Origin of the sequence: Rothia sp. HMSC065C03, from assembly GCF_001837295.1 — a bacterium.
Lineage (GTDB): Bacteria > Actinomycetota > Actinomycetes > Actinomycetales > Micrococcaceae > Rothia.
Genome location: NZ_KV831988.1, coordinates 12884 through 37388, shown reverse-complemented (window position 1 = coordinate 37388; position 24505 = coordinate 12884). Strand labels below are relative to the sequence as shown.

Here is a 24505-nt window from a genome sequence, read left to right as displayed (position 1 = left end):
TTAGCCGGCGAAGTCGCCGAGCATATCCACAGTCGGCACGAAGAAGAGGGTGCCGGTCACCGCAGTGCTGAAATCCAGCAGACGGTCGTAGTTGGCGCCATCCACGCCGGTGAACATGTTCATGAGCATCTTCCGGACGGTCGAGAAGGTGCTGGCGTAGCAGATGAAGTAGGTGCCCAGCTCGTTGTTACCCACGGTGCCGAAGGGCATGTTGTCGCGAATAACCTTGAAATCGTCACCGATATTGGCAATAGCGGAGTGCGAGTTGGCGGGCTTCTCGTCCTCGCTCATCTCGATGTCGTCGTGCTTGGAGCGGCCAATGACCTTCTCCTGCTCGGAGACGGGCAGGTTATTCCACGCGGTCATGTCGTGGATGTACTTCTGCACGAACTGGTAGCTACCGCCCCTGTACATGGGGTCGCTGTCACCGATGATGCCGAAGTATTCGCGTGCCGCGGGGGTCTGCGGGTTCTCGGTGCCGTCCACAAAACCGATAATGGAGCGGCCGTCCCAGTAACGGAAGCCGTGCACCTCATCCAGCACCTCGGCAATATCGCGCAGAGCCGCGGTAATAGCGGACGCCATATCGTAGGCAACCGACGGCTGGGTCGCACGGATGTGGAAGTGCAAATCACCGGGAGTGGACACCGCGGTGTGCTTATGGCCCCTAATCTCCTCGAACTCCACGAGCTCCTGCGGCAGCGGCTTGGGCAGATCCAGGGTCAGCCACGCGCTGTGGCTGATACCCAGTACAACGCTGGCGTTCTCGGGCGAGTAGCGGTTCGCGGCGGTGTGGTTGAGGTTAATGACGATCCCGCAGAGGTTCTGGAAAGCCTCGATGAGTGCATCGTGAGCAATGTCTTCCTTGAACTTCCACACCATGAAAATGGTGTTAGCGTTCGGGCTGGCAGTGACCTGTTGTGATTCTGAAGCAAGCATAAAATTCACCGTACGCCTGTGCGCACGCCCCTGCAATGAATCCAGCCCTAACCTTCTGCACAGGCCCTAACCTTCTGCACTGAACGGAGAAGATTAGGGCTGGGGGCAAAGAACAGCAGGGTTTTAGAAACTGTGTCTTAGAAACTGTGGGAGGCGAGGTACCGCGCATGCGCCAGACGCGCCGCCGTCTCAAAAATAGTCCACGCCTGCACCTGAGCGGACAGCTCCACCGGCGCGCCGGGCTTCACAACCTTGCTCATCGGCTCGGTGAATCGCGGGGAGAACTGCACGAGCGCCTTACCGCGAATCTCATTCGGGTCAATGCCGTACTCATTCATCGGCAGGTCGGGGTCGAACTCGCGGCGGCCCTCCCACAGGGCGCGTGCGGTCGAGTACACCAGAGTCGAGGCGAGCGCTCGCGCCTCATCACTAAGCAGCGGCGAGGATGCCGCCATGCCCAGGTAGCGCACGAGAATGCCGGTGAACAGGCCGCCGTCGCCGTCGCCGTGAGAGATGAGGATGCGGCGGCGCGCACCGGAGAGGAACTCCACCTCTTCGGTCATGTGCTTGACGATGCCGACGATGAGGCGCTCGGCGCGTTCTGCGGGGTCCACCTCGCAGGGCACACCGGATGCGGCGAGGCTCAGCAGGGCGCCCAGGGCGGTTCCCTGGTTGTAGGTGAATTCGCCGCGCTCGTACTCGTACTCGTCGCCGCGCACGTTCACGCCATCAATATAGAGCGAACGTTCTGCATCCCAGAGGGTTTCGTTCATCCAGTCCATGAGCGCGGCGGCAGTCTTCGGGTCGCCCGCACGCACATACGCCAGGGCGGTCGGCGCGGTCGCCGCAGCATTCACAAAATCACGTTTGGACTTGCGCCAACTCATGCCACCCACCGGGGAGAAACCCTTTGCCAGCTGCTCGAAGAGAGCCGCGCCAGCATCCTGGGCGGCAACATCGTTCGCGCCGGTCAGCTCAATGCAGAAGGAATTCATGCGGCCCACCGCGAGGGTCAGCCACGCCATATCGTCAAAGTAGTCGTTCGCGAAGCGGCCGTAATTACGCACGTTAATGCCGCGCAACAGTGCGCGGGCACGGTGCAGTTCCTCCTGAGCGGCGGTGATATCGCCCTCGCGCAGGTGACGCTGGCCGGCATCAATCACGCAGTCCAGCAGGTGCGCCTGCCACCAGTAATGCCAAATGTTTAGGCGCTGGCTCAGCGGGCGCGGGTCGGGTACCTGCACCGAACCGATGAGGGCGCCGGGAACACCAAGGATGCGGTGCGCGAAGGTGTCGGTGACGCTGGCGGCTGCGGCAGCGGCATGCGAGGAGGTGCGCTCGGCGTACTCGCTAATCGACTCCAGAGACTGCGCGTTGTGGGAAGACGGCTGGGAATTCATGGACCCTCTGTAGTTGCGGTGAAGTATTACGTCTGAATTATCCCACTTTTTGCCCTCTGAACGCCCGAATACTGTGGGCGGGCTCTCGGGTGTGATTCCTTTTCGAGAGACCGCCGAGAAGATGCACCGCAGGGAACGGGGTGAACACCATTCAAAAACCGGTTAGGAGGCGGCAGCCAGCGAACGCCCGCTGTACAAATCCACTCGCTCGCCGGTGATGGGATGCTCAAAATGCAGACTGTACGCCAGCAACTGCAGCGGGTACTCCGGGCGGTCTGGCGCGTCGGGTAGCACCTGCGGGTAGAGCACATCGCCCAGAATGGGGGAACCCAAAAGATTCAGGTGCGCCCGCAGCTGGTGCGTCTTGCCGGTGTGAGGCGCCAAATCATAGAGCGCCCATTCTCTATTCGGTTCCGCGCGCCAACCAGCAACCGCCTGCGCGCTCGGGGTGAAGGTCCGCAGAATCTTCGCGGTCGTGAGCGTATTCGGCTCCACACCCTGCGCCGCGCACTCTTGCTCAGAAAGCTGCTGAACCTGCAGCTGATCGCGAATCTTCTGAATATGCGAACGCACCTGCAGTCCCTCCCCACTCAACGCCTGCTCGGCGGCGGCAGCATCGGCGGGAACCGGCGCCACGGCACGGTAAGTCTTCGACACCTGACGGTGCTGAAACATCATCTGGAAGGGGCGGCGCGCCTCCACGGTCTTGGCAAAAAGCAGCACGCCCGCGGTTGGGCGATCCAGGCGGTGAATCGGAATCAGCAACGGGTTCTGCTCGTGCACCCGCAGCTTGGTCAGCGCGGTCTGCGCAATATAGGAACCGCGCGGGGTGGTCGGCAGAAAATGCGGCTTATCAATCGCCAGCACGTGCTCATCCTCGTAGAGCACCGGCATGTCGGAGGGTAGCTGCGGCTCATCCGCAAGCTCGCGGAAATACCAGATGCGCTCACCCGGCATGTAGGGGCTATCGCTGGTCAGCACCGTGCCGTCATCCAGGCGCACCTCGCCGGTATTAAAGCGGGCGTGAATAATCTGCGGGTCGTTCGGGTAGAAACGCGCAATCAGATAATCCGCGACGGTCGTCGGGGTGGTGCTGGTCGCGGAGCTACCGTTTGGGGCAAGCTCGGCGGGGAGCTCCTCTAGATGCGGCAGAATCAGCTGAATCGGGTCAATGCCGTTCTTCTGTGCCAGCGGAGGGGTCAGGAGGCGGCGGTGTGTGCGGCGTGCAGGCTTCGCCTGGTAGTTTGCGCCGGGCTGCGTACTGGGCTGCGTGCGGGTGGTGTTCTGTGCGGGCATGGCTCTACTCTACCGCCTGAGCTCTAGTGTCTGGGCAGGGCAGAATTGGGGCTGAACATATGCGAGCCGAACTGGCTGCACTGAGCTGTGTACGGGTGGGGCTGTGTGCGGGTGGGGGCGGGGGAAATATTAACGTGGGTTTGGGTGTGGGGTTGCGAAATTTTGATTTGTCTGACACTCATGAATGCTTGTGTGAGTGTGTGGGTGAGAAAACGAAAACTTCACAAATTTTTGAAATTATTGGACATTTAATTTAAAAAAACTGCATTAATTTTACAAAAAACAGCATTTAGGTGCGATATTTTCGAAAATGCTGTCAAATCAGGAATCAATAATCCTCAATTTAGACCCTGTGGTTTTTCTAATTATAAAAGATGTAAAGCAAGTAAAGACCTGCTAACCTGGGCATCCTACGTCATAAACGCCTTAATAAAGGCTGGAAACAGCCTTAAAGCGGTACGATTAAGGCACAGAAGTTCGAAATGTCGGACGAAGGGGTCGAAATGGGACAGAAACAGCGCAAGGATGCAGAGATTAAAGGAACAGCCCCGATGACAGCGATGCAATCGGACAATTCTAAAACACCGGAAAATAAAGCAGGAGAGGTTATGGAACATTCACAAAAGAATGCAGAGCCTCGTACCGGTGCCCTGCGCATGGAACCGCACGAACGCGAAGAGCAAATTCTGAAAATTGCTGCAGAACATTTCACTCGCCGCGGCGTGCTGGGTGCCTCCATGAGCGCTATCGCTCGCGATGCCGGCATCACTCGTGCCCTGCTTTACCACTACTTCCCCGGCAAGGACTCCCTGGCTGCCGCCGTCACTCGACGCGAAGCCAAAGCGGTCCTCGAAGCCCTGGGCGAGCATCACGAAAACCCCGAAGAGGCCCTGCGCAATGCACTGCGTACGTACTTCCTCGTCGTAGCCGGTGTCCCCACCCCCGGTGGGGAGGACTTCCCGAACAACCCCACCGACTACCTCGAATGGATGCTCAAGCGTACCGGCATGCCGATTAACGACCGCACCCGCGTCATTCTCGGTGGTTGGTTGCAGCTCGTCGACTACTTCGCCCTGCACGTCGTGCAGCTCAACCCCCGCGATCAGCGCACCGTTCGCTCCCGCGGGCTCGGGCTCGAAGAAGCTATCGACCTGTGCCTGGGCGCTGTGGACACCCTCACCGGCGGCTACTAGTCACCCCGAGAGGCGACGGATCAACGTAGGACTTCCCGCTCCGATGTTTGGTTATGTGCTCCACGGCAAAGGCGGCGTGGACATCCGGGCGGTTATTCCTCCACCACGCCGCTTGCGACGTGGTGGACTCCGGGAACACCACCCGGTTCGTGAGTAGGGAAACATAATGCCCCGCACCCCCTTGACGAGGGTGTGGGGCATTATGCTGCTCAGGTTGAGGTTAAAGGAATTATTTAATCTGAGGTTGAGCTTTAGGTTGTGCTTGGCTAAATGGCACGGCGCAGCGACAACCCCCGGACCGTCGCGTAGAAACCCTGCATCTGCAGTGCCGCACGCAGTGCCTCCACAGGGTGCTCCGTAACTTCGCCAGTGGCTGCGCCCTGTGCGGATGTGTTCAGCGTGTGGGTGCCCAAAAGCTCCACATCGTTGACCTTCTCCACCGAAATCTTCTCCGCACCACCGGCAGACACCAGGCGCGCCAGGGCGGGGGCAGCCGCCTCCAGAAGCACCGGGTCGGTGGTAAACGCCAGCAGAGTCTTCGCGCCGCGCTCCACGTACAGCACCGGGGCGCCGTCCACCAGCACCACGCAGGCGCCCGCCTTACGCGCCGGGCGGTGCTTCACCGTGCCCGCACCCTCGTGAGCAAAGGAGGGAATTGCGGGCCAGCTCAACGCCGCACCGTACGGGTTCGCCGGATCCGTCGCCGCCAGCAGGGTCACCGTGAATGTGCCGTACACCTGCTCGGTATCGGTACGCTGCGGGGTGTAGGCGCTCGCACCAAAACCCTGCGGACTTGCGGGGACGCTCAGGTTATCGGCGGTAGAACGCAGCAGGTCCACCGTCGCTGGGGCGGCAAATTGCGCCGCGCCCAAACCCTCAATAAAGTATCCGCGACGCACCAGCGCACGATCCTCAGCCGCCGAATAAATCCGGTACAGCTGCGAGAACCCGCCGGCAGAATCCTCCACCTGCAGGCACCCGCGAGTCAGCACACCGTAACGGTCCAGCAGCAGGTCGGCGCGTGCGAGCGCCGCAACGGTCGCCTCCACCGGCTCCTGCAGGAGCGTGTCCACGCGGGAGAAACGGCCGCTATCCTGCGGGGCAACGGCGGGAGCGGCGGCATGGAGCCCGCCGCGCAGGGAATGACCGCGCAGGGAACGCAGACCGCGCCCGGCGGCAGGCGCAGAGTAGCTGCCGGAACTATAACCGTCAGTGCCGTAGCCGCCCGCCATGGCGTTACCCATGGAGGCGCGCGCCGCCGCAATACGACCCGCACCGCGGCGACCCACCCGCGACAGGCGCGCGGGAGCCGCCGGCGTCGGATGCGCACTGCGGACGCCCGCAAGCATCGCCCGAACCGGCGCGAAACTATCGTTCGTCACCGCGCCAGACCACACCAGGCGCCACAGCGCCGCCGAAACCTCCGCCGCATCCGGGAAAGTCACCACCTGACCGGCGGGCGCAGCCGCACTCATCAGCTGCGTCACCCGCTCACGCAGCGCCGGCACGAACAGACCGCCGTGAGCCAGAGCCTCATAGATGGCGTGCTCCAGCGTGCCAGGAGTCTGTAGCGCCTCCCAAAGCTCGGGGTTCTCCGCGCGCACCAGCTGCTCCGGGTAGTCCTCGCCCAGGGTCAGCGAAGAACTCTCGCTCAAATGCAGGCGAATCCAGCCGTCAGACTTCTGTGCGCTACCGCCGCCGAGCTGACCGGCGCCGGTGAAGAACACCCTGCCGCTGGCCATGAGCTCGTCCAGCATGTGCGGCTGGTAGCCGGGCACGCGCGCCGGAAGAATCAGCGTCTCCAGCGCGGAAGCCGGTACGCGCACACCCGCCAGCTGGTCGATGGCGGTGAGCAAATCCTCCGTGGCGGAGGTGGAGTCCTGGCTCGCATGGGTGGTGCCGTTTTCTGCCGTCGGATTGAATGATGCCGAGCCGAGGGGTGCCACCCTCTCGCCCACCACTGTGGCGGCGCGGCGGGAGGGTATGAACGCACCGTAGGCGCTCGCCTCCGGCAGGGTCTGTGCAACCCGCACAGATAAAGAACGAACGTTCTGCCACGAGGGTAGGAATACACCATAGACCTGCGCCGATACCGGCTCAATTTCCTCACGCAATGCCGCCAGAGAGCGGGCACGAATCGTGCGCAAAACCTGCGCATCCACCCACTCAACACCGGCAGACCCCAAAGCACGCAGCACCTCGGGCAGGAACTCGCCGGAGCTCAGGCGGCGTTGCTGATGAAGGCGCTGCAACACCGGAGTCAGCACGCCCACACCCACCGGGGTCAGGCGCGAAAAATGCTCCGCCGCCTGCTGCGCCGTGAAGGGAATATGGGTGCGCGCATAGCGAGAAACCAGGTCCTCTAAAGGCTCCGCGACCGACTCCAAAAGGGCAGCAGGAAGCGCCGCGGCGGGCATAATGCCCAGTCCATCGCGCAGGCGCGCGGCATCCTCAACCGCCGCATAGTACAGTTGCGGCTCGGTGGAACCATCGGCAGCTCCCATGAACGAGAACGCACGGCGCGAGCGCACCAGCTCTTCCGCCAGCTCACGCGCCTCAGTCGTGCTGGCGTGCGCGCCGTACTCCTCGCCGGACTCTTCGCCGTAGTTTTCAGAATCCTCGGACTCGCCGAAATCTTGAGAACCGTGTGCCGCAGATTCAGCCCGTAAACGCAGGCTCAACTCCCGCGCGCTCAACGGGCCCAGCTGACGCAAAAGATCCGCCACACCCTCCACACCGCAGGCACGGTAACGCTCACCCGTGCGCTGCAGACGCTGCTGAGTCTGCACCAGCACCGCCGGATCCAGCAGGTCGCGCAGACCGCTCGAACCCAGAAGCTCAGCCAGCAGTGCCGGGTCCAGCGACAGCGCGGCGGCGCGGCGTTCGGCGGCGGGCGCATCGCCGTCGTAGAGGTGCTCGGCAACGTACTCAAAGAGCAGAGTGCGCGCAAAAGGCGAAGGGTCGTTCGTCTCAACCTCCAGCATGGACACCGCCCGAGACTGCAACGAACGGTGCACCTGAACCAGCGCCGGAACATCGTACACGTCCTGCAGGCACTCGCGCGCCGTCTCCAAAAGCACCGGAAAATCAGGGTACTTACGCGCCACATCCAGCAACTGCGCCGCACGCTGACGCTGCTGCCACAGCGGGGTGCGCTTACCCGGATCACGGCGCGGCAACAGCAGGGCACGCGCCGCATTCTCACGGAACCGAGACGCAAAAAGCGCCGAATCGCCCACGCGTTCGGTGACAATCGCCTCCAGCTCGTCCGGGTCGAAAAGGAACAGGTCAGCGCCGGGCGGCACATCCTCCATCGCGGGCAGGCGCAGAATTAGGCCGTCATCGCTCGCCATGACGGAGGCGTCTACCCCGTACCGCTCCTCGATGCGGGCGCGCACCGCCAGCGCCCAGGGTGCGTGCACTCCGTAGCCGAGCGGCGAGTGCAGGACCACTCGCCAATCGCCCAGTTCGTCGCGGTGCCGCTCCACAATCATGCGGGTGTCGGAGGGGACCGCCCCGGTGGATTCGCGCTGCTCACGTAGGTAGGCGAGCAGGTTATCGACCGCCCAGGTGTCCAGTCCGAGCTGTTCGAGCTGCTGGCGGGCGGCGGCGCTATCGGTGGCATCCAGGCTGGAGAGGGCGCGCGTGAACGCACCCGTCTGCACACCCAGGGCGTAGGGGCGGCCCATGCGGTCGCCGTGCCAGAAGGGCAGGCGCGCGGGTTGACCGGGCGCGGGGGAGACCCGCACCGCGTCGTGCGTAATTTCTTCAATACGCCAACTGCTCGCGCCGAGGATGATGACCTCGCCGGCGCGGGATTCGTACACCATCTCCTCGTCGAGCTCACCCACACGCTTGGGGCCGCGCTCCTCATCGCCGCTGACCAGGTAGACGGGGAAGAGTCCGCGGTCGGGAATCGTGCCGCCGCTGGTGACGGCGAGGCGCTGCGCACCCGGGCGGCCCTCAATACTTCCGGAGGGCGCCTCCTCGGTGGGGGTGCGGTCCCAGATGATGCGCGGGCGCAGCTCGGCGAACTCGTCGGAGGGGTAGCGTCCGGCGAGCATTTCGAGCACGGAGTCGAAGAGGGCGCGCGGCAGTTCGGCGTAGGGTGCGCTGCGGCGTAGCGCCTCGTACCAGGAGTCCACGCTGATGGGGCCCAACGCGCAGGCGGCGACGGTCTGCTGCGCGAGTACGTCCAGGGGATTGGTGGGGATAGTGAGCGGTTCGAGGGTTCCGCTGCGCATTCCGGCGAGTGTGACGGTTGCACCGAGCAGGTCGCCGCGGTGCTTGGGGTAGAAGAATCCGCGCGAAATTTCGCCCACGCGGTGTCCGGCTCGACCCACGCGCTGCAGTGCGGAAGCGACCGAGGGAGGGGCTGCCACCTGAATTACGAGGTCTACGTGGCCCATGTCGATGCCCAGCTCCAGGGAGCTGGTGGCGACCACGCAGCGCAGGGTTCCGCCCTTGAGCGCTTCCTCGATGAGGGTGCGCTGTTCCTTGGACACGGAGCCGTGGTGCGCGCGGGCGAGCGGCGGCACCTCGGCGATGTCGCAGATGCCTGCCGCGTAGTCTTCGGGATCGATTCCCTGCTTCGCGAGGACGCGACGCAGGTGAATATCGTTGAGCGCCGCGGTGAGCTTTTCCGCTAGTCCGCGTGAGTTAACGAAAACAATCGTAGAACGGTTGTTCTCAATATGATCGACGATGCGCTCCTGCACGCGCGGCCAGATGGAGGTCTCGGGACGCTCGCTATCGGCGGTCTCTCGCAACGCCTTTTCTTGCGGTGCTCCTTCACGCGGTGCTCCTTCACGCGGTGCCCCTTCTTGCAGCGCCCCTTCTCGCAATACCTCTTCCGGGATGGTGAGCGTATTTTTAGGCGCGGCGTTATCGCCCTGTTGCGCCGGGTCTGCCTGCTCGGTTTCCTGTCGGTTTTCTAGTCCGGGGAATACGCCAATGGCATCTTCCAGCGTGTAGGGCGCGCTTGCCGGGGTATTCGCTGCGCTGGGGGCAGGCTGTGCCGCGCCCTGCGCCGAGCCGGCAGAAGTTGAGCCCCCGCCGCCCGGCACCTCCGAAGGCGCATATTCCGAGGGCGCGTAAAGTCCCTGCCCGTAGTCGTTGGCGCCTCCGAGTGCCGCCATATCGGGTACGGGAACGCTCAGGCGCAGGTCCCATTCTTTGGCGACCGGCCGGCTCATGATGGTCACCGGCTGAATGCCGCCGAGGAACCGGGCGACCGCCTCCGGGTTTTCGACGGTTGCGGAGAGGCCAATACGCTGTGCGGGCTTTTCGAGGAGCGCGTCGAGGCGTTCGAGGGAGACCGTCAGGTGCGCGCCGCGCTTGGTGGCGGCGAGGTTGTGAATCTCGTCCACGATCACGGTGGTCACGCCCGTAAGGGTGTTGCGGGCGGCGCTGGTGAGCATGAGGTAGAGGGATTCGGGGGTGGTGATAAGAATGTCGGGCGGGTTGCTGATGAGTTGGCGGCGTTCGCGTGCGGGGGTGTCGCCGCTGCGCACGCCCACGCTGATGTTCGGTTCGCCCGTGTTGTTTCCGCTTAGGCGGGTGATTCCGGTCAGTGGTGCGCGCAGGTTGCGTTCGACGTCGGCGCCGAGTGCTTTGAGGGGTGAGATGTAGAGGATGCGCGTGCCGCCTGCGGTTCCGGTTTCGTGTTCGCGGTGCAGGGCGTCGAGTGCCCAGAGGAAGGCGGCGAGGGTTTTGCCGGAGCCGGTGGGGGCGATGATGAGGGTGTTGTTGCCGTTGCGGATGCTCTCCCAGGCGCCTTCTTGGGCGGCGGTGGGTGCGCTGAAGGTGGCACGGAACCACTCGCGTACGGGGGTGGAGAAATGGGAGAGTGCGTCGGTCATGTATCTATTATGGCGGGGTTTATGGTGTGCGCCTCTTGAATTGTTGGGAGCTGGGGGAGGAAGATGTGCTTGACAGGGTTTCTATAGAGCATGTAATATTTTCCCTGTAAAGTAATCGACTGGGAGAACACCCAAAGGAGCTTCACCATGACCCGCCTGAACGAAGAACAGCTCATCAACCTCTTCCACGAGCCGCGCACCGTCTCCTCCTTTACCAAGGAACCCGTCACCGACGAGCAGCTGCGCCGCATCCAGGAACTGACCTTCTACGGCCCCACCGCCTTCAACAGCCAGCCCCTGCGCATCACCTGGGTCAAGAGCCCCGAGGCACGCGAGCGCCTCGTCGCACACATGGCAGATGGCAACAAGGCAAAGACCCAGGCGGCACCGGTGACCGCGATTCTCTCCGCAGACGCAAACTGGGTAGAGCACGCTGACACCTTCAACCCCAACGCTGCCGGCTTCATCAAGGGCTACTACACCACCGAGGAGCTTGCCACCCCCGCCGCTGAGCTGAGCGCTCACCTGCAGGCAGGCTACTTCATCACCGCAATCCGCGCCCTTGGCCTGGACGCTGGCCCCATGACCGGCGCAGACTTCGACGGCATCAAGAAGGAATTCTTCGCGGACAACGCAGAGATCCCGTTCCTGATCGTCAACCTCGGCCACGGCGAGGCTCCCGCATACCCGCGCGGTGCACGCTTCAGCCACGAGGACGTCACCCGCTCCCTCTAAGAGCAAGCGGATACGGCATCGCTAAACACTAGGCTTAAAAATAGTTCAAGGGCGGTTCCCCATCACGGGGAACCGCCCTTGAACTATAGGTGCACAAGTGAACTATAAGCGTGAACTATAGGTGCACAGAGGCGCCAGAGTATTCACATCTGCAACGCTACTTTAGCGGGCACCAAACTGACCCACCGACAGCTGCGGAACAGACGAGGAACAAGCGGTCGTATCCAGCGGAACAATTACGCCGCCGGAACCCGAGGGTAGACCCACCAGGAAGCCCTGAACCGGTCGGCTACCGCAATCATCACCGAAGCGTGCCGGATACACCGAACGCAGTACCGCGGTGGTGCTATCGCCGGGGTTAAGGGTCACGCCCGCAGAGTTCATGTACTCATCGGAGGTGGAAGCTTCACGACCAACCCAGGTTCCCGAAGAGCCCGCATGAACCACACGCGGGTAGCCGCGCAGGGTACAGGAGGAGTTTGAGGAATTCTGGAAGTACAGGGTGTAGTTTCGGGCGCCGGGGGAGCCTTCTCCCACAGCAACCGAAATGTTCAGGTCATCCAGATCGCACTGGGTCGGGCCCTCAGCAACAGTATTGCTGGAGGAGCTAGAGGACTTCTCCGAAGAGTTCGAGGAATTGGAAGAATTCGACGAGCCCGAAGAACCGGAGGAGTTCGAGGAGCTACCCGAAGAGTTGGAACCCGACTGTGACGACGAGTTTGAGCTCTTCTGGGAATCCTGCTGAGAATCTGCAGAGTCCTCTGACTTGTTCTGATCGGAACCCTCGCGGGAGGAATCAGAAGAATGAGAGTCAGAGTTCTGCTTCGACTCGTGAGTCTCGGTGTGGGAAGAAGACTCGGAGTGCTCAGAGGAAGAATCGCGGTGCTCCGCATCGGGGGAGTTCACCACGGTAATGGAGCCCGGAGACACAGAAGGGGTAGCCCCGTCGGAGGCTACTCGAATCGTACCGGGCTTGACCGAAGCCGAAGCACTCGGCTGCGCCGAGGTGCCTTCAGCTTCCTGACCGGCCTGGGACGCGCCGCATCCACTGAGCGCGAGCACGCAACAGAGGAGGGTGGTTGATGCGAGTACCTGAGCCGATTTAAACATGATTACATCGCCGCCTGCATTTGGATTTCTGCTCCGTCCATACCGGGGGCGTACTCGACCTGGCAGCACAGGCGAGAGTACTCGTTTGCAACATCATCGACCATGTCGAGCAGATCCTGCTCAGCTTCGGTGCGTTCACCGGAAGCTTCGAAGTGCTCGGGGTCGATGAAGCCGTGGCAGGTAGCGCAGGATGCGTTACCACCGCAGGTTGCGAGGACCGGCACGCCGTTAGCCTGGAGGGTTTCCAGGAGGGTGTGGTGGTCTTCCCACTGAATGTCGTAGTTTACGCCTGCTTCGTCAGTGACCTTAATCGTTACGCCCATGCGTTCTCCTTCTTCTGTAGTGATGCGTTTCTATTGTAGAGGTAGGGGCTGTTATTCACCGTACTTTGTGGCGCATCCCCAACCCTACCGTCACGCATATCACGGGAACGCATATTAATTTTTATGCTGAGTAGCATGTCTGTATTGCCCCCAGTCTACCCCGTATTGCCCTGACAACGCGGGATATTGGCGCCAATGAATACTGCCCCCAGATGCAAAGACATGCTGGGGGCAGTATAAAGAACCGGCACGCGGGCGCGCTTCAACGGTGACGAAGAGCTACTCAGATTCCTTCTCCGCTGTCTTCTCCGCGCTCTTCTCGGCGTCCTGCTTTTCTGCGCTGTGGTCATCAGTATTCTGGACGCTTCGTCCCGGACCGCGCACAATACCGCGCACGCTATCGCGGGGGTCGGCGTAGCGCAGGTCAATACCGAAGGTATTGCGGATCTGACGTGCCGAGTTCAGGTGCCAACGCTGCGAATCCGAGGGAGTCACCGAGGTGACCGCCTTCTGACCCGGAGCCAGCTTCTCGTGGCGAATATCGTAGTGCTTACCGCCCATGGTGATGGTGAAGCCGTGCTCCTGCAGCAGCTGAACGAACGCATCCACATCGTGCGGGATCTTGCGGCCGCGCTGCCTCTTCGTGCCGCTCATTCTCGGCTGTGATTCGAAGGGGTTACGGCTGGGCGCGGTGCCGCGGCTAATACGAATCACCTGCTGGTCGGAGTGCGAGAACTCCACCTGGTAGCCGTTGAGTGAGTACACGGTGCGGCTACTGCCGGGAATCGGGCGGCGGTCCTCAGCCTCATCCAGGATGCGGGCAATATACTCGCCGGTCAGGCCAAACGACTTGAGCTGAGCTTGAGCATCGGGGGAGAGCTGATAGCCTCCCGCGAGAGCCTGCAGCGGGCGTAGCGCGAGCACCTCGGCGGTCAGGGGGTTGAGCACCACCTGGTAGCCTTCCTCCTCGTGCGTATAGAGGGTAACTTCGCGACCGTAGCGGTTCTCCTGCGCGCTCTCCTGAACCACAGTGCTTGCGGGCGATTCGATGATGTCCAGCAGCAGCTCGTAGGTGAGCCCGTGGCGCATCATATAGTCCATCACGCCGGGGAGCACACCGTAGATGCGGCGGCGCGGCGGCACATCGCCGTAGAATTCCTTCTCGATGCGCGCGGCAATACGCTGGTTCTCCAGCGGCACCTCGGTCAGCGGGATAAGGCGCTGGTTGGAGGGGCGAATCTTGGCGCGTGCGGCGGCAGGCTTGGGCGCCTGACGGTAGGCATCCACCAGCGCCTGCTGCTGCTCCACAAATTCCTGGGCGATGAGCGGCAACAGGGTGAAGTAGAGCTCTGCCGCTTCGGGCTTGAGCGCGCCGTTCTCATCGAGCAGAGAGGCGCCATCCTTAGAGAGCAAATCCCACGGCTTATCGTTTGCCGCGCTCTCTTCGGAACCCTGGTTCTCCCGGTAGCTATAGGCCGCGAGGGAGGCAAGCTCCTGCAGGCGAACGTACACCTCAAGAGGAACGGTAATCTGCTTAGCGGACATTATTTCTCCTCCTCAACGGTGTTTTCTGCCTGGGTTGCCTTATCTTCTGCCTGCTTCGCCAAGGTGTTGCTGAGCTCTTCCAGCTGCACCTTACGCAGGGCTTCCGCGTGCAGGTGATGGAAATCCGGGGTCTTCGCCAGAGCCAGAACGGTCCGCTCATCCGGCGAGATTGCAATTTCCAGACCCTGCGCCGCGTAGATGCGGGTCCAGCCGTCAGCCATGCGCACGCTCTCGGGGCTGTTCAGCGTCTGAAGCATCAGATCGAAAACGAACGGCGGGTTCTTCTTCAGGAAGGTGCGGGCGCGCTCGCTGAACTCAAGCTCCAGGGCGTTGAGCGAAGTGTATTCGCCCTGCGCCAGGGATGCCTGCGCCGCCTCGTTGTAGTCGGCGTCGTATTCGTCGATCACGGTAATGACTTCGGCGGAGGCGGTGTTCACGTCAACGCGGTAGTCGTCGTGCGTGAAGCGGATGGTCCAGTCGTTGATGCGTTCCGCTTCGCCTTCGCGCAGGATGGTGCGCACGAGCTCTTCGCTGATGTTTTCGCGTTCGAGGCGCTCACGCAAGCTCGGGCGCAGGCGGTAGCTGCGTCCGCGATCCTCGGCGGTAACGCCGCGAGGTGCCGCGGGTGCAGGCTCTGCCGCTGGCTGAGCGGCGGGTGCACTCGGGGTGGGCACGGCAAGCTTCGGCGCACCCGGTTTCGGCGCGATCGGCTTCGGCGCGGTCGGCTTCGGGGCTGCGGGTGCACTCGGCAAGGACTGGGCGAGCACCGGCTGATCTTCAACGGCTGCTTGCTCGGTTGCCGCTGCCGACTGGGCGGCTTCGGCAGCTTCTGCTGCCTGCTGACGGGCGCGCAGACCCTCCAGGTACTCTTCGATGCGCGGCGGTCGGTAGGTCAGCGTGGACTTGCGGAACATGCCGGGGGAGGGGGCGCCGGGAGTCGGCGCGGCAGGCTTCGGCACTGCAGACGTAGGCGTTGCGGGTTTGGGCGCCGCAGGCATGGGAACAGCGGGCTTGGGCGCCGCAGACGTTGCGGCGGCAATCGTTGCAGGGCTCGGCACCGGTGCGGTCTTTTCTGCGGGTGCTTCTTCCGGCACTCCGAGAGCCGGGCTGGGGGCTTGCGCTGCGCGGGCCGCAAAGAGTGCGGGGGAAGGTGCAGGCTTGGGCGCTGCAGGCTTCGGGGTATCATCTGCGCTAACCTCAGCGTTCTTAGCTACTGCAGGTTCAGTGAGGCTAGTTTCAACCTCAGCCTCAACCTCAGTAACAGGGTCTGCGGCAGTTGCGGCTACCTGCAGCTCGTCCTGCTCCTCTTCTGCAGGCTCTTCCTCGCCGCGACGCAGGGCGGCGACAAGTTCCTGACGGGAGGTATAAGGAATAATCTCGTTGGGCGAGTCGATATATCGGGGGAAGTTCTCGTAGAGAATCTTTGCCGCGGCCTCAAAGAGCTTCTCCGTGGTGGTGTTGGCGGCGGGTGCGCAGGGGCAGAGAAGTTCCCGACGCTGCGCGTCATAGAGGGACCAGTGGGCGCATCGTTCGGTGGGCGGGAAGTAGTCGAGTGTTCCCAGATCGGCTATGTCGATGAGCGCACCTATCAGGGACTGCGGAACGGATAGCTGTGCCATAGTGCTCCTTCGCGTTGTCTGCTCTCCAGCCTATGTGTGGAGGGTCCTCTTTCCATCGTAGGCGTTTTTTGGCGGGTGTGCCCCGGAGCACGTCATCTGGGAGCATAAATCTGTGGATTCACAGGTTGAGGCGCACTTTTGGTGCAGTTTTTGGGCGCGGATGCGGCGGTCGGCGGAGCGTCTGCGCTACACCTCTATATAGGTATCTCTGCATGCCGCGCAGCTTCTACACGTCTGTAGTTTCTGTATGCTGTGTTTCTGCATGCGGCGTTTCTGCATACCGCGCCGTCTGCCGAGTGAGTGGCGCCTTCTGCACACAACTTCTGGGTACACAAAAAATCCCCGGTTCCGAAGAACCGGGGATCGTTGGTGCGCCCGAAGGGATTCGAACCCCCAACCTTCTGATCCGTAGTCAGATGCTCTATCCGTTGAGCTACAGGCGCATGTTCCTCGCTTCGGATTTCTTCAACCCGTCGCGGCAACAGGTACTACTATACGGATGTCCTCGAGGGTGTGCAAGCCGAAAAACTCGAAATCTGCCCAAAATTCCCTCCGAAGAAGCCGGAAATACCCCGTTTTACCGCGGAATTCCGGGGTTTTTGTGGTCACAAAATTTTTTCAAAATATTTTTATTGCGCACCAAAACCTACCCCGAAGGCACCCAAAAATACCCCTCTGCACCCTTCAGAAACATCCAGAAGTCCCTCAAAAAATCTTTTCGCCCCAAAAGAATGTGATGCGCAGAACGTAAGAAATAGCGTCATAGAGGGGTGTTCGGGTCATTAATGCGTTATTCTGTAAGCATCACGAGGAAGTGGAGACTGTCCAAGCGTGCATATTCACCATTGTTTGCACGCTTGTAGTGTTTAACTGCTTCTTTGTTACTGCAGACCTAACCGGATCAACGTAGTATCCGGGCCACCGAATGAAGGGGAAAACGTCAATGGCTGACACCTCAACTCGTACTCTCTCTGCTGAGCTCGAAAAGGAGCTGCAGAGCGCACCCACTACCCACCAGGGCCTTCTGGATTGGGTTCGCGAAGTTGCGGCCCTGACCCAGCCCGCACACATCTACTGGGTCGACGGTACCCAGGAAGAATACGACCGCCTGGCACAGGAACTGGTCGACGCTGGCACCTTTGTTCGCCTCAGCGATCACGAATTCCCGAACTCTTACGCAGCTTTCTCCGATCCCGATGACGTGGCACGTGTCGAGGAGCGCACCTTCATCTGCTCCGAGACCGAAGAAGGTGCAGGCCCGACCAACAACTGGCGCGACCCCGTCGAAATGAAGCAGACCCTCTCCGGTCTGTTCGAGGGCTCCATGCGCGGCCGCACCATGTACGTCATTCCCTTCGTCATGGGCTCCCTGAAGGCTAAGAACCCCAAGATCGCTGTTGAGCTGAGCGACTCCGCATACGTTGTCTGCTCCATGCGTATCATGGCAACCATTGGTAAGGACGTTCTTGCCAAGCTGAACGAGACCAACGGCTTCTTCGTCAAGGCTCTGCACTCTGTCGGTGCACCCCTGGAGCCCGGTCAGGAAGACGTTCCCTGGCCCTGCAACCCCGAGAAGTACATCGTCCAGTTCCCCGAGACCCGCGAGATTTGGTCCTTCGGTTCCGGCTACGGCGGTAACGCACTGCTCGGCAAGAAGTGCTACGCACTGCGTATCGCATCCGTTATCGGTCGCGACGAGGGCTGGATGGCAGAGCACATGCTCATCCTGAAGATGACCAACCCCGAGGGCAAGGTTCGCTACATCTCCGCAGCGTTCCCCTCGGCTTGCGGTAAGACCAACTTCGCAATGATGGAGCCCACCATTGACGGCTGGAAGGCTGAGATGGTCGGCGACGACATCGCATGGATTGAGTTCGACGAGAACCACCAGGCACGCGTGGTCAACCCCGAGGCTGGCCTGTTCGGCGTGGCACCGGGTACCGGTTACTCCACCAACCCGAACGCTATGAAGGCTATCGCCAAGGGCAACACCATCTTCACCAACGTTGCACTGACCGACGACGGCTCCGTCTGGTGGGAGGGCAAGACCGACGAGGCTCCCGCTCACCTGATTGACTGGACCGGCAAGGACTGGACCCCCGAGTCCGGCCGCCCGGCAGCTCACCCGAACTCCCGCTTCTGCACCCCCGCATCCCAGGTCGACATGCTCGCTCCCGAGTACTACGACCCCGAGGGTGTGCCGCTGAGCGCTATCGTTCTGGGTGGTCGCCGCAAGACCACCGTTCCGCTGGTTTCTGAGTCTGAGAGCTGGGAGCAGGGCGTGTTCCGCGCTGTCACCCTGTCCTCCGAGACCACCGCGGCTGCTAAGGGCGCTGTCGGCGTGATTCGCCGCGACCCGATGGCTATGCTGCCCTTCATCGGTTACAACGCTGGTGACTACTTCAAGCACTGGATTGACCTGGGCAAGAAGCACGGCGCTGAGAACATGCCGAAGGTCTACTACGTCAACTGGTTCCGCCGCACCCCCGATGGCGGCTTCGCATGGCCCGGCTTCGGCGAGAACTCTCGCGTTGTGAAGTGGATCTTCGACCGCCTGGACGGCAAGGCAGGCGGCCAGGAGACCTTCCTGGGCACCGTTCCCACCAAGGAAGACCTGGACCTGACCGGTCTGGAAATCTCCGAGGACGAGCTGAAGGCTGCTCTGGCTGTCTCGAAGGATGAGTGGGCTGCTGAGCTGCCCGGCATCGACGAGTGGCTGGCTAAGTTTGGCGACAAGCTGCCCGCCGAGGTTCGCGAGCAGCGCGACGCTCTGGCAAAGGCTCTGGAGGACTAAGACACTCCGGCTAATACCAAAGGTTTAGCGCCTTGAAGGGGCGGAATCTCCCGGTGAGATTCCGCTCCTTCCTTCTGTCTGTGGGGAAAATTTAAACCCCTATCAGATGGGGAATAATGGGTTTTCGCGCAAAGGTGCGAGTGTAAGGCTATGCAATCCACCTGCTCTTGAGAAATACTCTAAAGACATTGGGAGGGCTACGAGAGCATGATTATGGCTGGTCCTGATTTCTTGCCCTCTTGCTACCCCTATACAATGCCAATGTAAGATTTTGAGCGCTCTGAGCCTATGTCTTGGGCCTATGTCTGAGACTAGGCAGGTTTAGAGCAATAGTTGCCGCCTCCGTGAAGGTGCGGCAGCACGAGAAGGATAGAAGGAGTATCCATGCGTTTGACAGCATTTTCGGATGTCTCGCTCCGCGTTCTGATGCTCCTGTCTGCTCTGGAGCCCGGTCAGAAGCTTTCCACTCAGAAGATTGCTGAGGGAGTGGACACCCCCTACAACCACGTGGCGAAGGCTGTGGCTTTCCTCGTGAACATGGGTTACCTGGACTCGACTCGCGGTCGTTCCGGTGGCGTTATGCTTTCGGATGCGGGTCGTTCTGCGACCGTCGGCACTATTCTTCGCGCTACTGAGGGTGATATTCCCATGATTGAGTGCGAGGATGAGAACGGCCACTGCCCGCTGGATAAGTTCTGCCGCCTGCGCAATGTGCTGGCGAGGGCTCGCGAGGCGTTCTATGCTTCGGTTGATTCGGTGGTCATTAGCGAGCTGACTGCCGGTGCGCGCCCCGTTGGTCCGGTGTTTGTTGAGCTGGGCTTTGCGCCTCCGGAGAATGCGTTGCCTGCGCTCTAGGCTGGCACGCTGCAAGAAATATGTGATACCTGTGGAGCTTTCCGATGGGAGGCTCCATAGAGTTTTTAAGACGAAGTTTAGGGCGTTTCTGCGGTTGATGCGGGGGCTGCTGGGCGGTTCACGCGGGGGTCTCTCGGCTTTCTTGTAGGGGTTTCTTGCAGGGTTTTCGAGGGGAGTGGGGAGTATTTTGCCGCTGCCTGCGTGACTGCTGGAACCTGTGTGATTCCTGAATTTGTGCAGGAAATGCAGAAAATTGCAAACTTGCTTTTCAAATGCAGAAAATGTGACCATATTCATTTTTGCACTACACTGCATACTTTCCCTAGTAAATATATTTTCGGTCCAGAATTTTTATGCATACTTCGGGGCTAGTCACCCGGCGAACTCAAAAGCAGTGCTGAAAATATATAGTGTGACGCTCGGCTCTCTCTTTGAGTCAGGGTGAACCATAAGTAGCATCTGCAGCACCAAATAACCCCCGGGGCATGACCTGCACTCAGCGCAAACACCCCGCAAAATGCTACGGTAAGGGTGCTTTGTAAACACTCTGTCACCAACTGAGCTGTCCGAGTGAACGCCCCCGCATCACCCACATTAAGGGCGTCACCACAACGACCGAGGTGACCGCACAGGAAGAAGGCATGACATGCTCTCTGAGAAGTCCCGCCCCATTATTGAGGCAACGCTGCCCATCATTGCCGAGCGCATCAACGACATCACCCCCGACTTCTACCGTCGAATGTTCGCCGCTCGCCCCGACCTGATGGACGGCATGTTCTCCCGCTCCTCCCAGCTCGAAGGTACCCAGCCCAAGGCGCTGGCAGGCTCCATCGCCGTGTTCGCCTCCTACATCGTTCAGAACCCGAACTCCTACCCCGACGAGGTCCTCTCCCGCGTTGCACACAAGCACGCATCCCTGGGCCTGAAGGAAGAAGAGTACCCCACCGTCTACAAGTACCTCTTCGAGGCAATCGCCGCTAACCTGGGCGACCTGGCTACCCCCGAAATCGTTGAGGCATGGACCGAGGTCTACTGGCTCATGGGCAACGCCCTCATCAAGCTGGAGAAGGGCCTGTACGCTTCCCAGGCAAACGACGTCATGTTCGCACCCTTCAAGCTCGTTGAGCGCAAGGAGACCGGCGAAAACGTCGTCGTGCTGACCTTCGAGCCCGCCGACGAGACCCCCATGACCGAGTCCAAGGGCGGCCAGTACATCTCCATCATCGTTCCCGCACGCGACGGTCTGCGCCAGGCACGCCAGTACACCCTGCTGCCCAGCGAAAAGAACCAGCGCCGCATCGGTGTGAAGCTCGACCCCAACGGCGAGATGACCTCCATCCTGCACGAGCTGGAAGTCGGCGCAGTCGTCGAGATCTCCAACCCCTACGGTGACCTGACCCTGGAAGGCTTCGGCGACCCCGAGGCACCCCTGTACCTCTTCTCCGCAGGTATCGGCACCACCCCCATGCTCAGCTTCCTCTCCGAGCTGGTTGAGAAGGGCTCGACCCGCCCCGTGACCGTGGTCCACGCAGATCGCCGCCTGGACACCTGGCCCCTGCGCGAAGAGCTCACCGAGCTCGTCGGCAAGCTGCCCAACGCACGCCTCGTCTCCTTCATCGAAGGTGAGGGCGGCGACTACACCGGCCGCGTCGATGTCTCCAAGCTGGACGTTCCCTCCAACGCTAACGTTTACCTCTGTGGCCCGCTGCCCTTCATGCAGGGCGTACGCTCCGCACTGGTGGAGGCAGGCGTTCCCGGCAAGAACATCAACTACGAGATCTTCGGCCCCGACCAGTGGATGCTCCACGACCAGGCACGCGAGGCGTAAAAACCCCGTAAACCGGTTCGTCCGCTAGGTTTCTTAAACCCGGCTAGGTTCTTCCTCTTAGGCAGAAGAACCTAGCCGGGTTTTTAGAACTCAAAATAAAAATCCCGCCCCGCAGACGAATCTGCGAGGCGGGATTTTTAGTAGCTAGCTAGTGCTTAGCCCTGGCGAACCAGAGCCAGAACCTCGTCGCGGACGCGCTCCATAGTCGCAACATCCGGTGCCTCAAGGTTCAGGCGCAGGAAAGGCTCGGTGTTCGAAGGACGCAGGTTAACCCACCAGCCCTCTTCAGTGTTGGTGAAGGTGGTGCCGTCGGAGTCCTCAACAACCACGGGAGCGTCAGCGTAGTGTGCACGCACGCGGTCCACAGCGGCAGCCTTGTCTTCGATCTCGGAGTTGATCTCGCCGGAAGCAACGTACGGGGAGTACTTCGCGCTGATCTCGGAGAGGGGCTCCTCGCCGCCACCCAGAGCAGCCAGCACGTGCATTGCAGCGAGCATGCCGGTGTCTGCGTTGAAGAAGTCCTTGAAGTAGTAGTGAGCGGAGTGCTCGCCACCGAAAACGCCATTCTCCTCAGCCATAACAGCCTTGATGAAGGAGTGGCCCACGCGGGTCTTCACTGCGCGGCCGCCCAGCTTCTCAACCAGCTCAGGAACAGCCTTCGAGGTAATCAGGTTGTAGATGATGACGGGCTCTTCGTTACCCTCAGCCTTTGCACGAGCAATCTCGCGCTCAGCAACCAGAGCGGTCACAGCCGAAGGAGTGACGGGCTCACCCTTCTCATCGATGACGAAGCAGCGGTCAGCGTCGCCGTCGAATGCCAGACCAATGTCAGCACCGTGCTCAACAACAGCCTTCTGCAGGTCAACCAGGTTAGCCGGCTCCAGCGGGTTAGCCGGGTGGTTCGGGAAGGTACCGTCCAGCTCGAAGTACAGGGGAACGATTTCCAGGGGCAGTCCCGGCAGGATGGTGTCGCCCAGAACAGCGGGAGTGGTCATACCACCCATGCCGTTACCAGCGTCAACAACAACCTTCAGGGGGCGGATGGAAGACAGGTCAACCAGCTTGCGCAGGTACTCTGCGTAAGGCTTGAGGATGTCCTTCTCAGAAACGGTGCCGACCTTCTCCACAGAAGGAATCTCGCCCGCATCCAGGTACTTCTGAGCCAGGTCGCGAATATCGAACAGGCCGGACTCGGAAGACAGAGGAACAGCGCCTGCCTTAGCCATCTTCATGCCGTTGTACTCTGCGGGGTTGTGGCTAGCGGTGAAGGTAACACCGGCAGCGTTCTCAACGCCACATGCGAAGTACAGAACGTCAGTGGAGATCAGGCCGATCTTCTCAACATTTGCACCGCGAGCGGTTGCACCCTGGGCGAATGCATCCATGAATTCGGGGGAGGAGGGGCGCATGTCGCCACCGACCAGAATGGTCTGGCCCTCCAGGCCCAGAACGTCTACGAAAGCCGCACCAGTAGCGCGAACAGTCTCTGCGGTAATGGTCTCGCCGACGATGCCACGCACGTCGTACGCTTTGAATGAGTCATGTAGATTAATAGTAGTCACGCCTTTTATTTTAGCGGTAAAGAAGTGCAACTAGCCTCTATAATGGGCAGGTAAAACCTTATAAATTCCGCTGAATGTATGGGTTTTTTATCACTTCACTTACTTCAAACAACTCACGTCGAGAGGTATTTTCCCCCATGGGTGAGATTTTTTCCCTAAAAAACCAGATTCAGAATTATGCGTGGGGATCCCGCGAAATTCTCGGACGCATGCGTGGCGTGCCTGTCCCCACCGAACAGCCTGAGGCTGAGGTGTGGGTTGGCGCGCATCCGGCTGCGCCCTCCCGTGCCACCGTTGACGGCACCGAATCCCCGCTTAACGAGCTGATTCAGGCTGAGCCCTCCCGCTTCCTGCGCCCGGACCGTACCTCCGACTGGTTCCCCTTCCTCTTTAAAATCCTTGCGATTGATGCACCCCTGTCTATCCAGGTGCACCCCACCCCCGAGCAGGCTGTCGCCGGTTTCGAGGACGAGCAGGCGCGCGGTATCGCGATTGACGCGCCGCACCGCAACTACAAGGACCGCTACTCCAAGCCCGAAACCGTCATCGCCCTGACCCAGATGCGCGTGCTGACCGGTGTGCGTACCTCCGAGCAGCTGGCAGAACTGGCGAAGGCGTTCAAGGCTGACTGGCTGGCAGAGCGCGTGGAGCTTACCCCCAAGCAGCTGCTGACCGAGATTATTCGCATGCCCGAAGAGACCGCCACTGCGGCTGTTGAGCAGCTCGTTGAGGCGGCAGCACAGCTGACCGGCTCCGAAAACGCGCTCATTGCTGACGCGGCCGAGCTCGTACAGATTGTTGCCGGCAAGTACCCCGGCGACCGCGGCCTGCTGGTTGCCTTCGTCATGAACCTGGTACACCTGGCACCCGGCGAATCCGCATTCACCCCCGACGGCCAGGTGCACGCCTACGTCTCCGGCACCGCCATTGAGCTGATGAACCCCTCCGATAACGTGATGCGCGCGGGCCTGACTGCAAAGCACATCGACACCGAGGAGCTCATCAAGGTTCTCGGCGAAAGCCAGGACGCCCCCGTAATCCAGCGCCCCACCCCCGATAACGCACCTGTCGGCACCTACGCCATGTGGGATGAGCGCATGAGCGTGACCCGCATCCGCATTGAAGAGGGCAAGCCGCAGGAATACACCTTCGAGGGTATTAGCGCCGCACTGAGCGTATCCGGCGAAATCACCATTCACGCAGCAGACGGCAACGGTACCGAAGAGTTTGTCCTGGGTGCCACCGAGTCGGTACTGCACGTTGGTGAGCCCTCCGCGGCAACCCTGAGCGGCAGCGGCGAACTGTACATCGCTTCTTACGTCTAAAAACTTCTACGTATTAAAGGAGCGCCGAAAAAGGTGCTCCAGTACTGAAGAATTAAATACGGAAATTAATAAAGATTCACGTTCTTCTCCGCATTTTAAAAGGTGGGGGAGGCGTGGATT

15 protein-coding genes and 1 tRNA gene are annotated in these 24505 nt (G+C 61.0%); 6 read left to right on the top strand and 10 right to left on the bottom strand.

The features are described from left to right. The 3 genes from HMPREF2605_RS03590 to HMPREF2605_RS03580 all read right to left on the bottom strand — a co-directional run bounded on the left by HMPREF2605_RS03590 (position 1) and on the right by HMPREF2605_RS03580 (position 3635). Positions 1–939 carry a Dyp-type peroxidase gene (locus HMPREF2605_RS03590; protein ID WP_070846957.1) on the bottom strand — a complete coding sequence of 313 codons (939 nt, stop codon included), beginning with the start codon at positions 937–939 and terminating at the stop codon, positions 1–3. A 137-nt stretch (positions 940–1076) separates the two neighbouring features. Beyond that, a complete protein-coding gene (locus HMPREF2605_RS03585) occupies positions 1077–2339 on the bottom strand; it encodes a glycoside hydrolase family 76 protein (RefSeq protein WP_070846955.1) in 1263 nt (420 codons plus the stop codon). Between the two features lie 162 nt (positions 2340–2501). Then, on the bottom strand, positions 2502–3635 hold the full coding sequence (locus HMPREF2605_RS03580) for a pseudouridine synthase (RefSeq protein ID WP_070846953.1): 1134 nt from the start codon (positions 3633–3635) through the stop codon (positions 2502–2504). 608 nt (positions 3636–4243) lie between these two features. Here HMPREF2605_RS03580 and HMPREF2605_RS03575 point away from each other — a divergent pair. Further along, positions 4244–4828 (top strand): TetR/AcrR family transcriptional regulator, encoded by a 585-nt coding sequence (locus HMPREF2605_RS03575; protein WP_044150799.1) that lies wholly within the window; start codon positions 4244–4246, stop codon positions 4826–4828. 266 nt (positions 4829–5094) lie between these two features. On the opposite strand, the gene HMPREF2605_RS03570 is transcribed toward HMPREF2605_RS03575, so the two are convergent. Further along, the gene (locus tag HMPREF2605_RS03570; protein WP_070846951.1) at positions 5095–10689 is read right to left on the bottom strand and encodes a DEAD/DEAH box helicase; all 5595 of its coding nucleotides are present in this window, start codon (positions 10687–10689) and stop codon (positions 5095–5097) included. Positions 10690–10836: 147 nt separating this feature from the next. Here HMPREF2605_RS03570 and HMPREF2605_RS03565 point away from each other — a divergent pair, with 147 nt between their 5' ends. Further along, the gene (locus HMPREF2605_RS03565) at positions 10837–11424 is read left to right on the top strand and encodes a malonic semialdehyde reductase (RefSeq protein ID WP_070846948.1); all 588 of its coding nucleotides are present in this window, start codon (positions 10837–10839) and stop codon (positions 11422–11424) included. A gap of 162 nt (positions 11425–11586) precedes the next feature. Here the strand turns inward: HMPREF2605_RS03565 and HMPREF2605_RS03560 are convergent, their stop codons facing one another. The 5 genes from HMPREF2605_RS03560 to HMPREF2605_RS03540 all read right to left on the bottom strand — a co-directional run bounded on the left by HMPREF2605_RS03560 (position 11587) and on the right by HMPREF2605_RS03540 (position 16464). Beyond that, positions 11587–12534 (bottom strand): DUF4232 domain-containing protein, encoded by a 948-nt coding sequence (locus tag HMPREF2605_RS03560; protein WP_070846946.1) that lies wholly within the window; start codon positions 12532–12534, stop codon positions 11587–11589. A 2-nt stretch (positions 12535–12536) separates the two neighbouring features. Then, positions 12537–12857, bottom strand: a complete 321-nt coding sequence (locus tag HMPREF2605_RS03555; RefSeq protein ID WP_005509285.1) for a 2Fe-2S iron-sulfur cluster-binding protein — start codon at positions 12855–12857, stop codon at positions 12537–12539. Positions 12858–13136: 279 nt separating this feature from the next. Then, positions 13137–14402 (bottom strand): cell wall biosynthesis glycosyltransferase, encoded by a 1266-nt coding sequence (locus HMPREF2605_RS03550; RefSeq protein WP_070846944.1) that lies wholly within the window; start codon positions 14400–14402, stop codon positions 13137–13139. Then, on the bottom strand, positions 14402–16021 hold the full coding sequence (locus HMPREF2605_RS03545) for a DNA repair protein (protein ID WP_070846942.1): 1620 nt from the start codon (positions 16019–16021) through the stop codon (positions 14402–14404). The genes HMPREF2605_RS03550 and HMPREF2605_RS03545 overlap by 1 nt, the downstream gene beginning before the upstream one ends. A gap of 367 nt (positions 16022–16388) precedes the next feature. Continuing rightward, a tRNA-Arg gene (locus tag HMPREF2605_RS03540) sits at positions 16389–16464 on the bottom strand. A gap of 500 nt (positions 16465–16964) precedes the next feature. Between HMPREF2605_RS03540 and HMPREF2605_RS03535 the strand changes: the two genes are divergently transcribed. From HMPREF2605_RS03535 to HMPREF2605_RS03525, 3 genes are all read left to right on the top strand, one after another. Further along, positions 16965–18815 (top strand): phosphoenolpyruvate carboxykinase (GTP), encoded by a 1851-nt coding sequence (locus tag HMPREF2605_RS03535; RefSeq protein WP_070677878.1) that lies wholly within the window; start codon positions 16965–16967, stop codon positions 18813–18815. Between the two features lie 384 nt (positions 18816–19199). Next, a complete protein-coding gene (locus tag HMPREF2605_RS03530) occupies positions 19200–19670 on the top strand; it encodes an RrF2 family transcriptional regulator (protein ID WP_049354493.1) in 471 nt (156 codons plus the stop codon). 646 nt (positions 19671–20316) lie between these two features. Next, positions 20317–21498, top strand: coding sequence for an FAD-binding oxidoreductase (locus tag HMPREF2605_RS03525; RefSeq protein ID WP_070677880.1), 1182 nt, complete (start codon positions 20317–20319; stop codon positions 21496–21498). A 155-nt stretch (positions 21499–21653) separates the two neighbouring features. Here HMPREF2605_RS03525 and HMPREF2605_RS03520 read toward each other — a convergent pair whose 3' ends face one another. Then, entirely contained in the window at positions 21654–23060 is a 1407-nt protein-coding gene (locus HMPREF2605_RS03520) for a phosphomannomutase/phosphoglucomutase (RefSeq protein ID WP_070677881.1), read from the bottom strand. A gap of 137 nt (positions 23061–23197) precedes the next feature. Here HMPREF2605_RS03520 and manA point away from each other — a divergent pair, with 137 nt between their 5' ends. Continuing rightward, positions 23198–24385, top strand: coding sequence for a mannose-6-phosphate isomerase, class I (gene manA / locus HMPREF2605_RS03515; RefSeq protein ID WP_070677883.1), 1188 nt, complete (start codon positions 23198–23200; stop codon positions 24383–24385). Positions 24386–24505 lie beyond the last annotated feature (120 nt).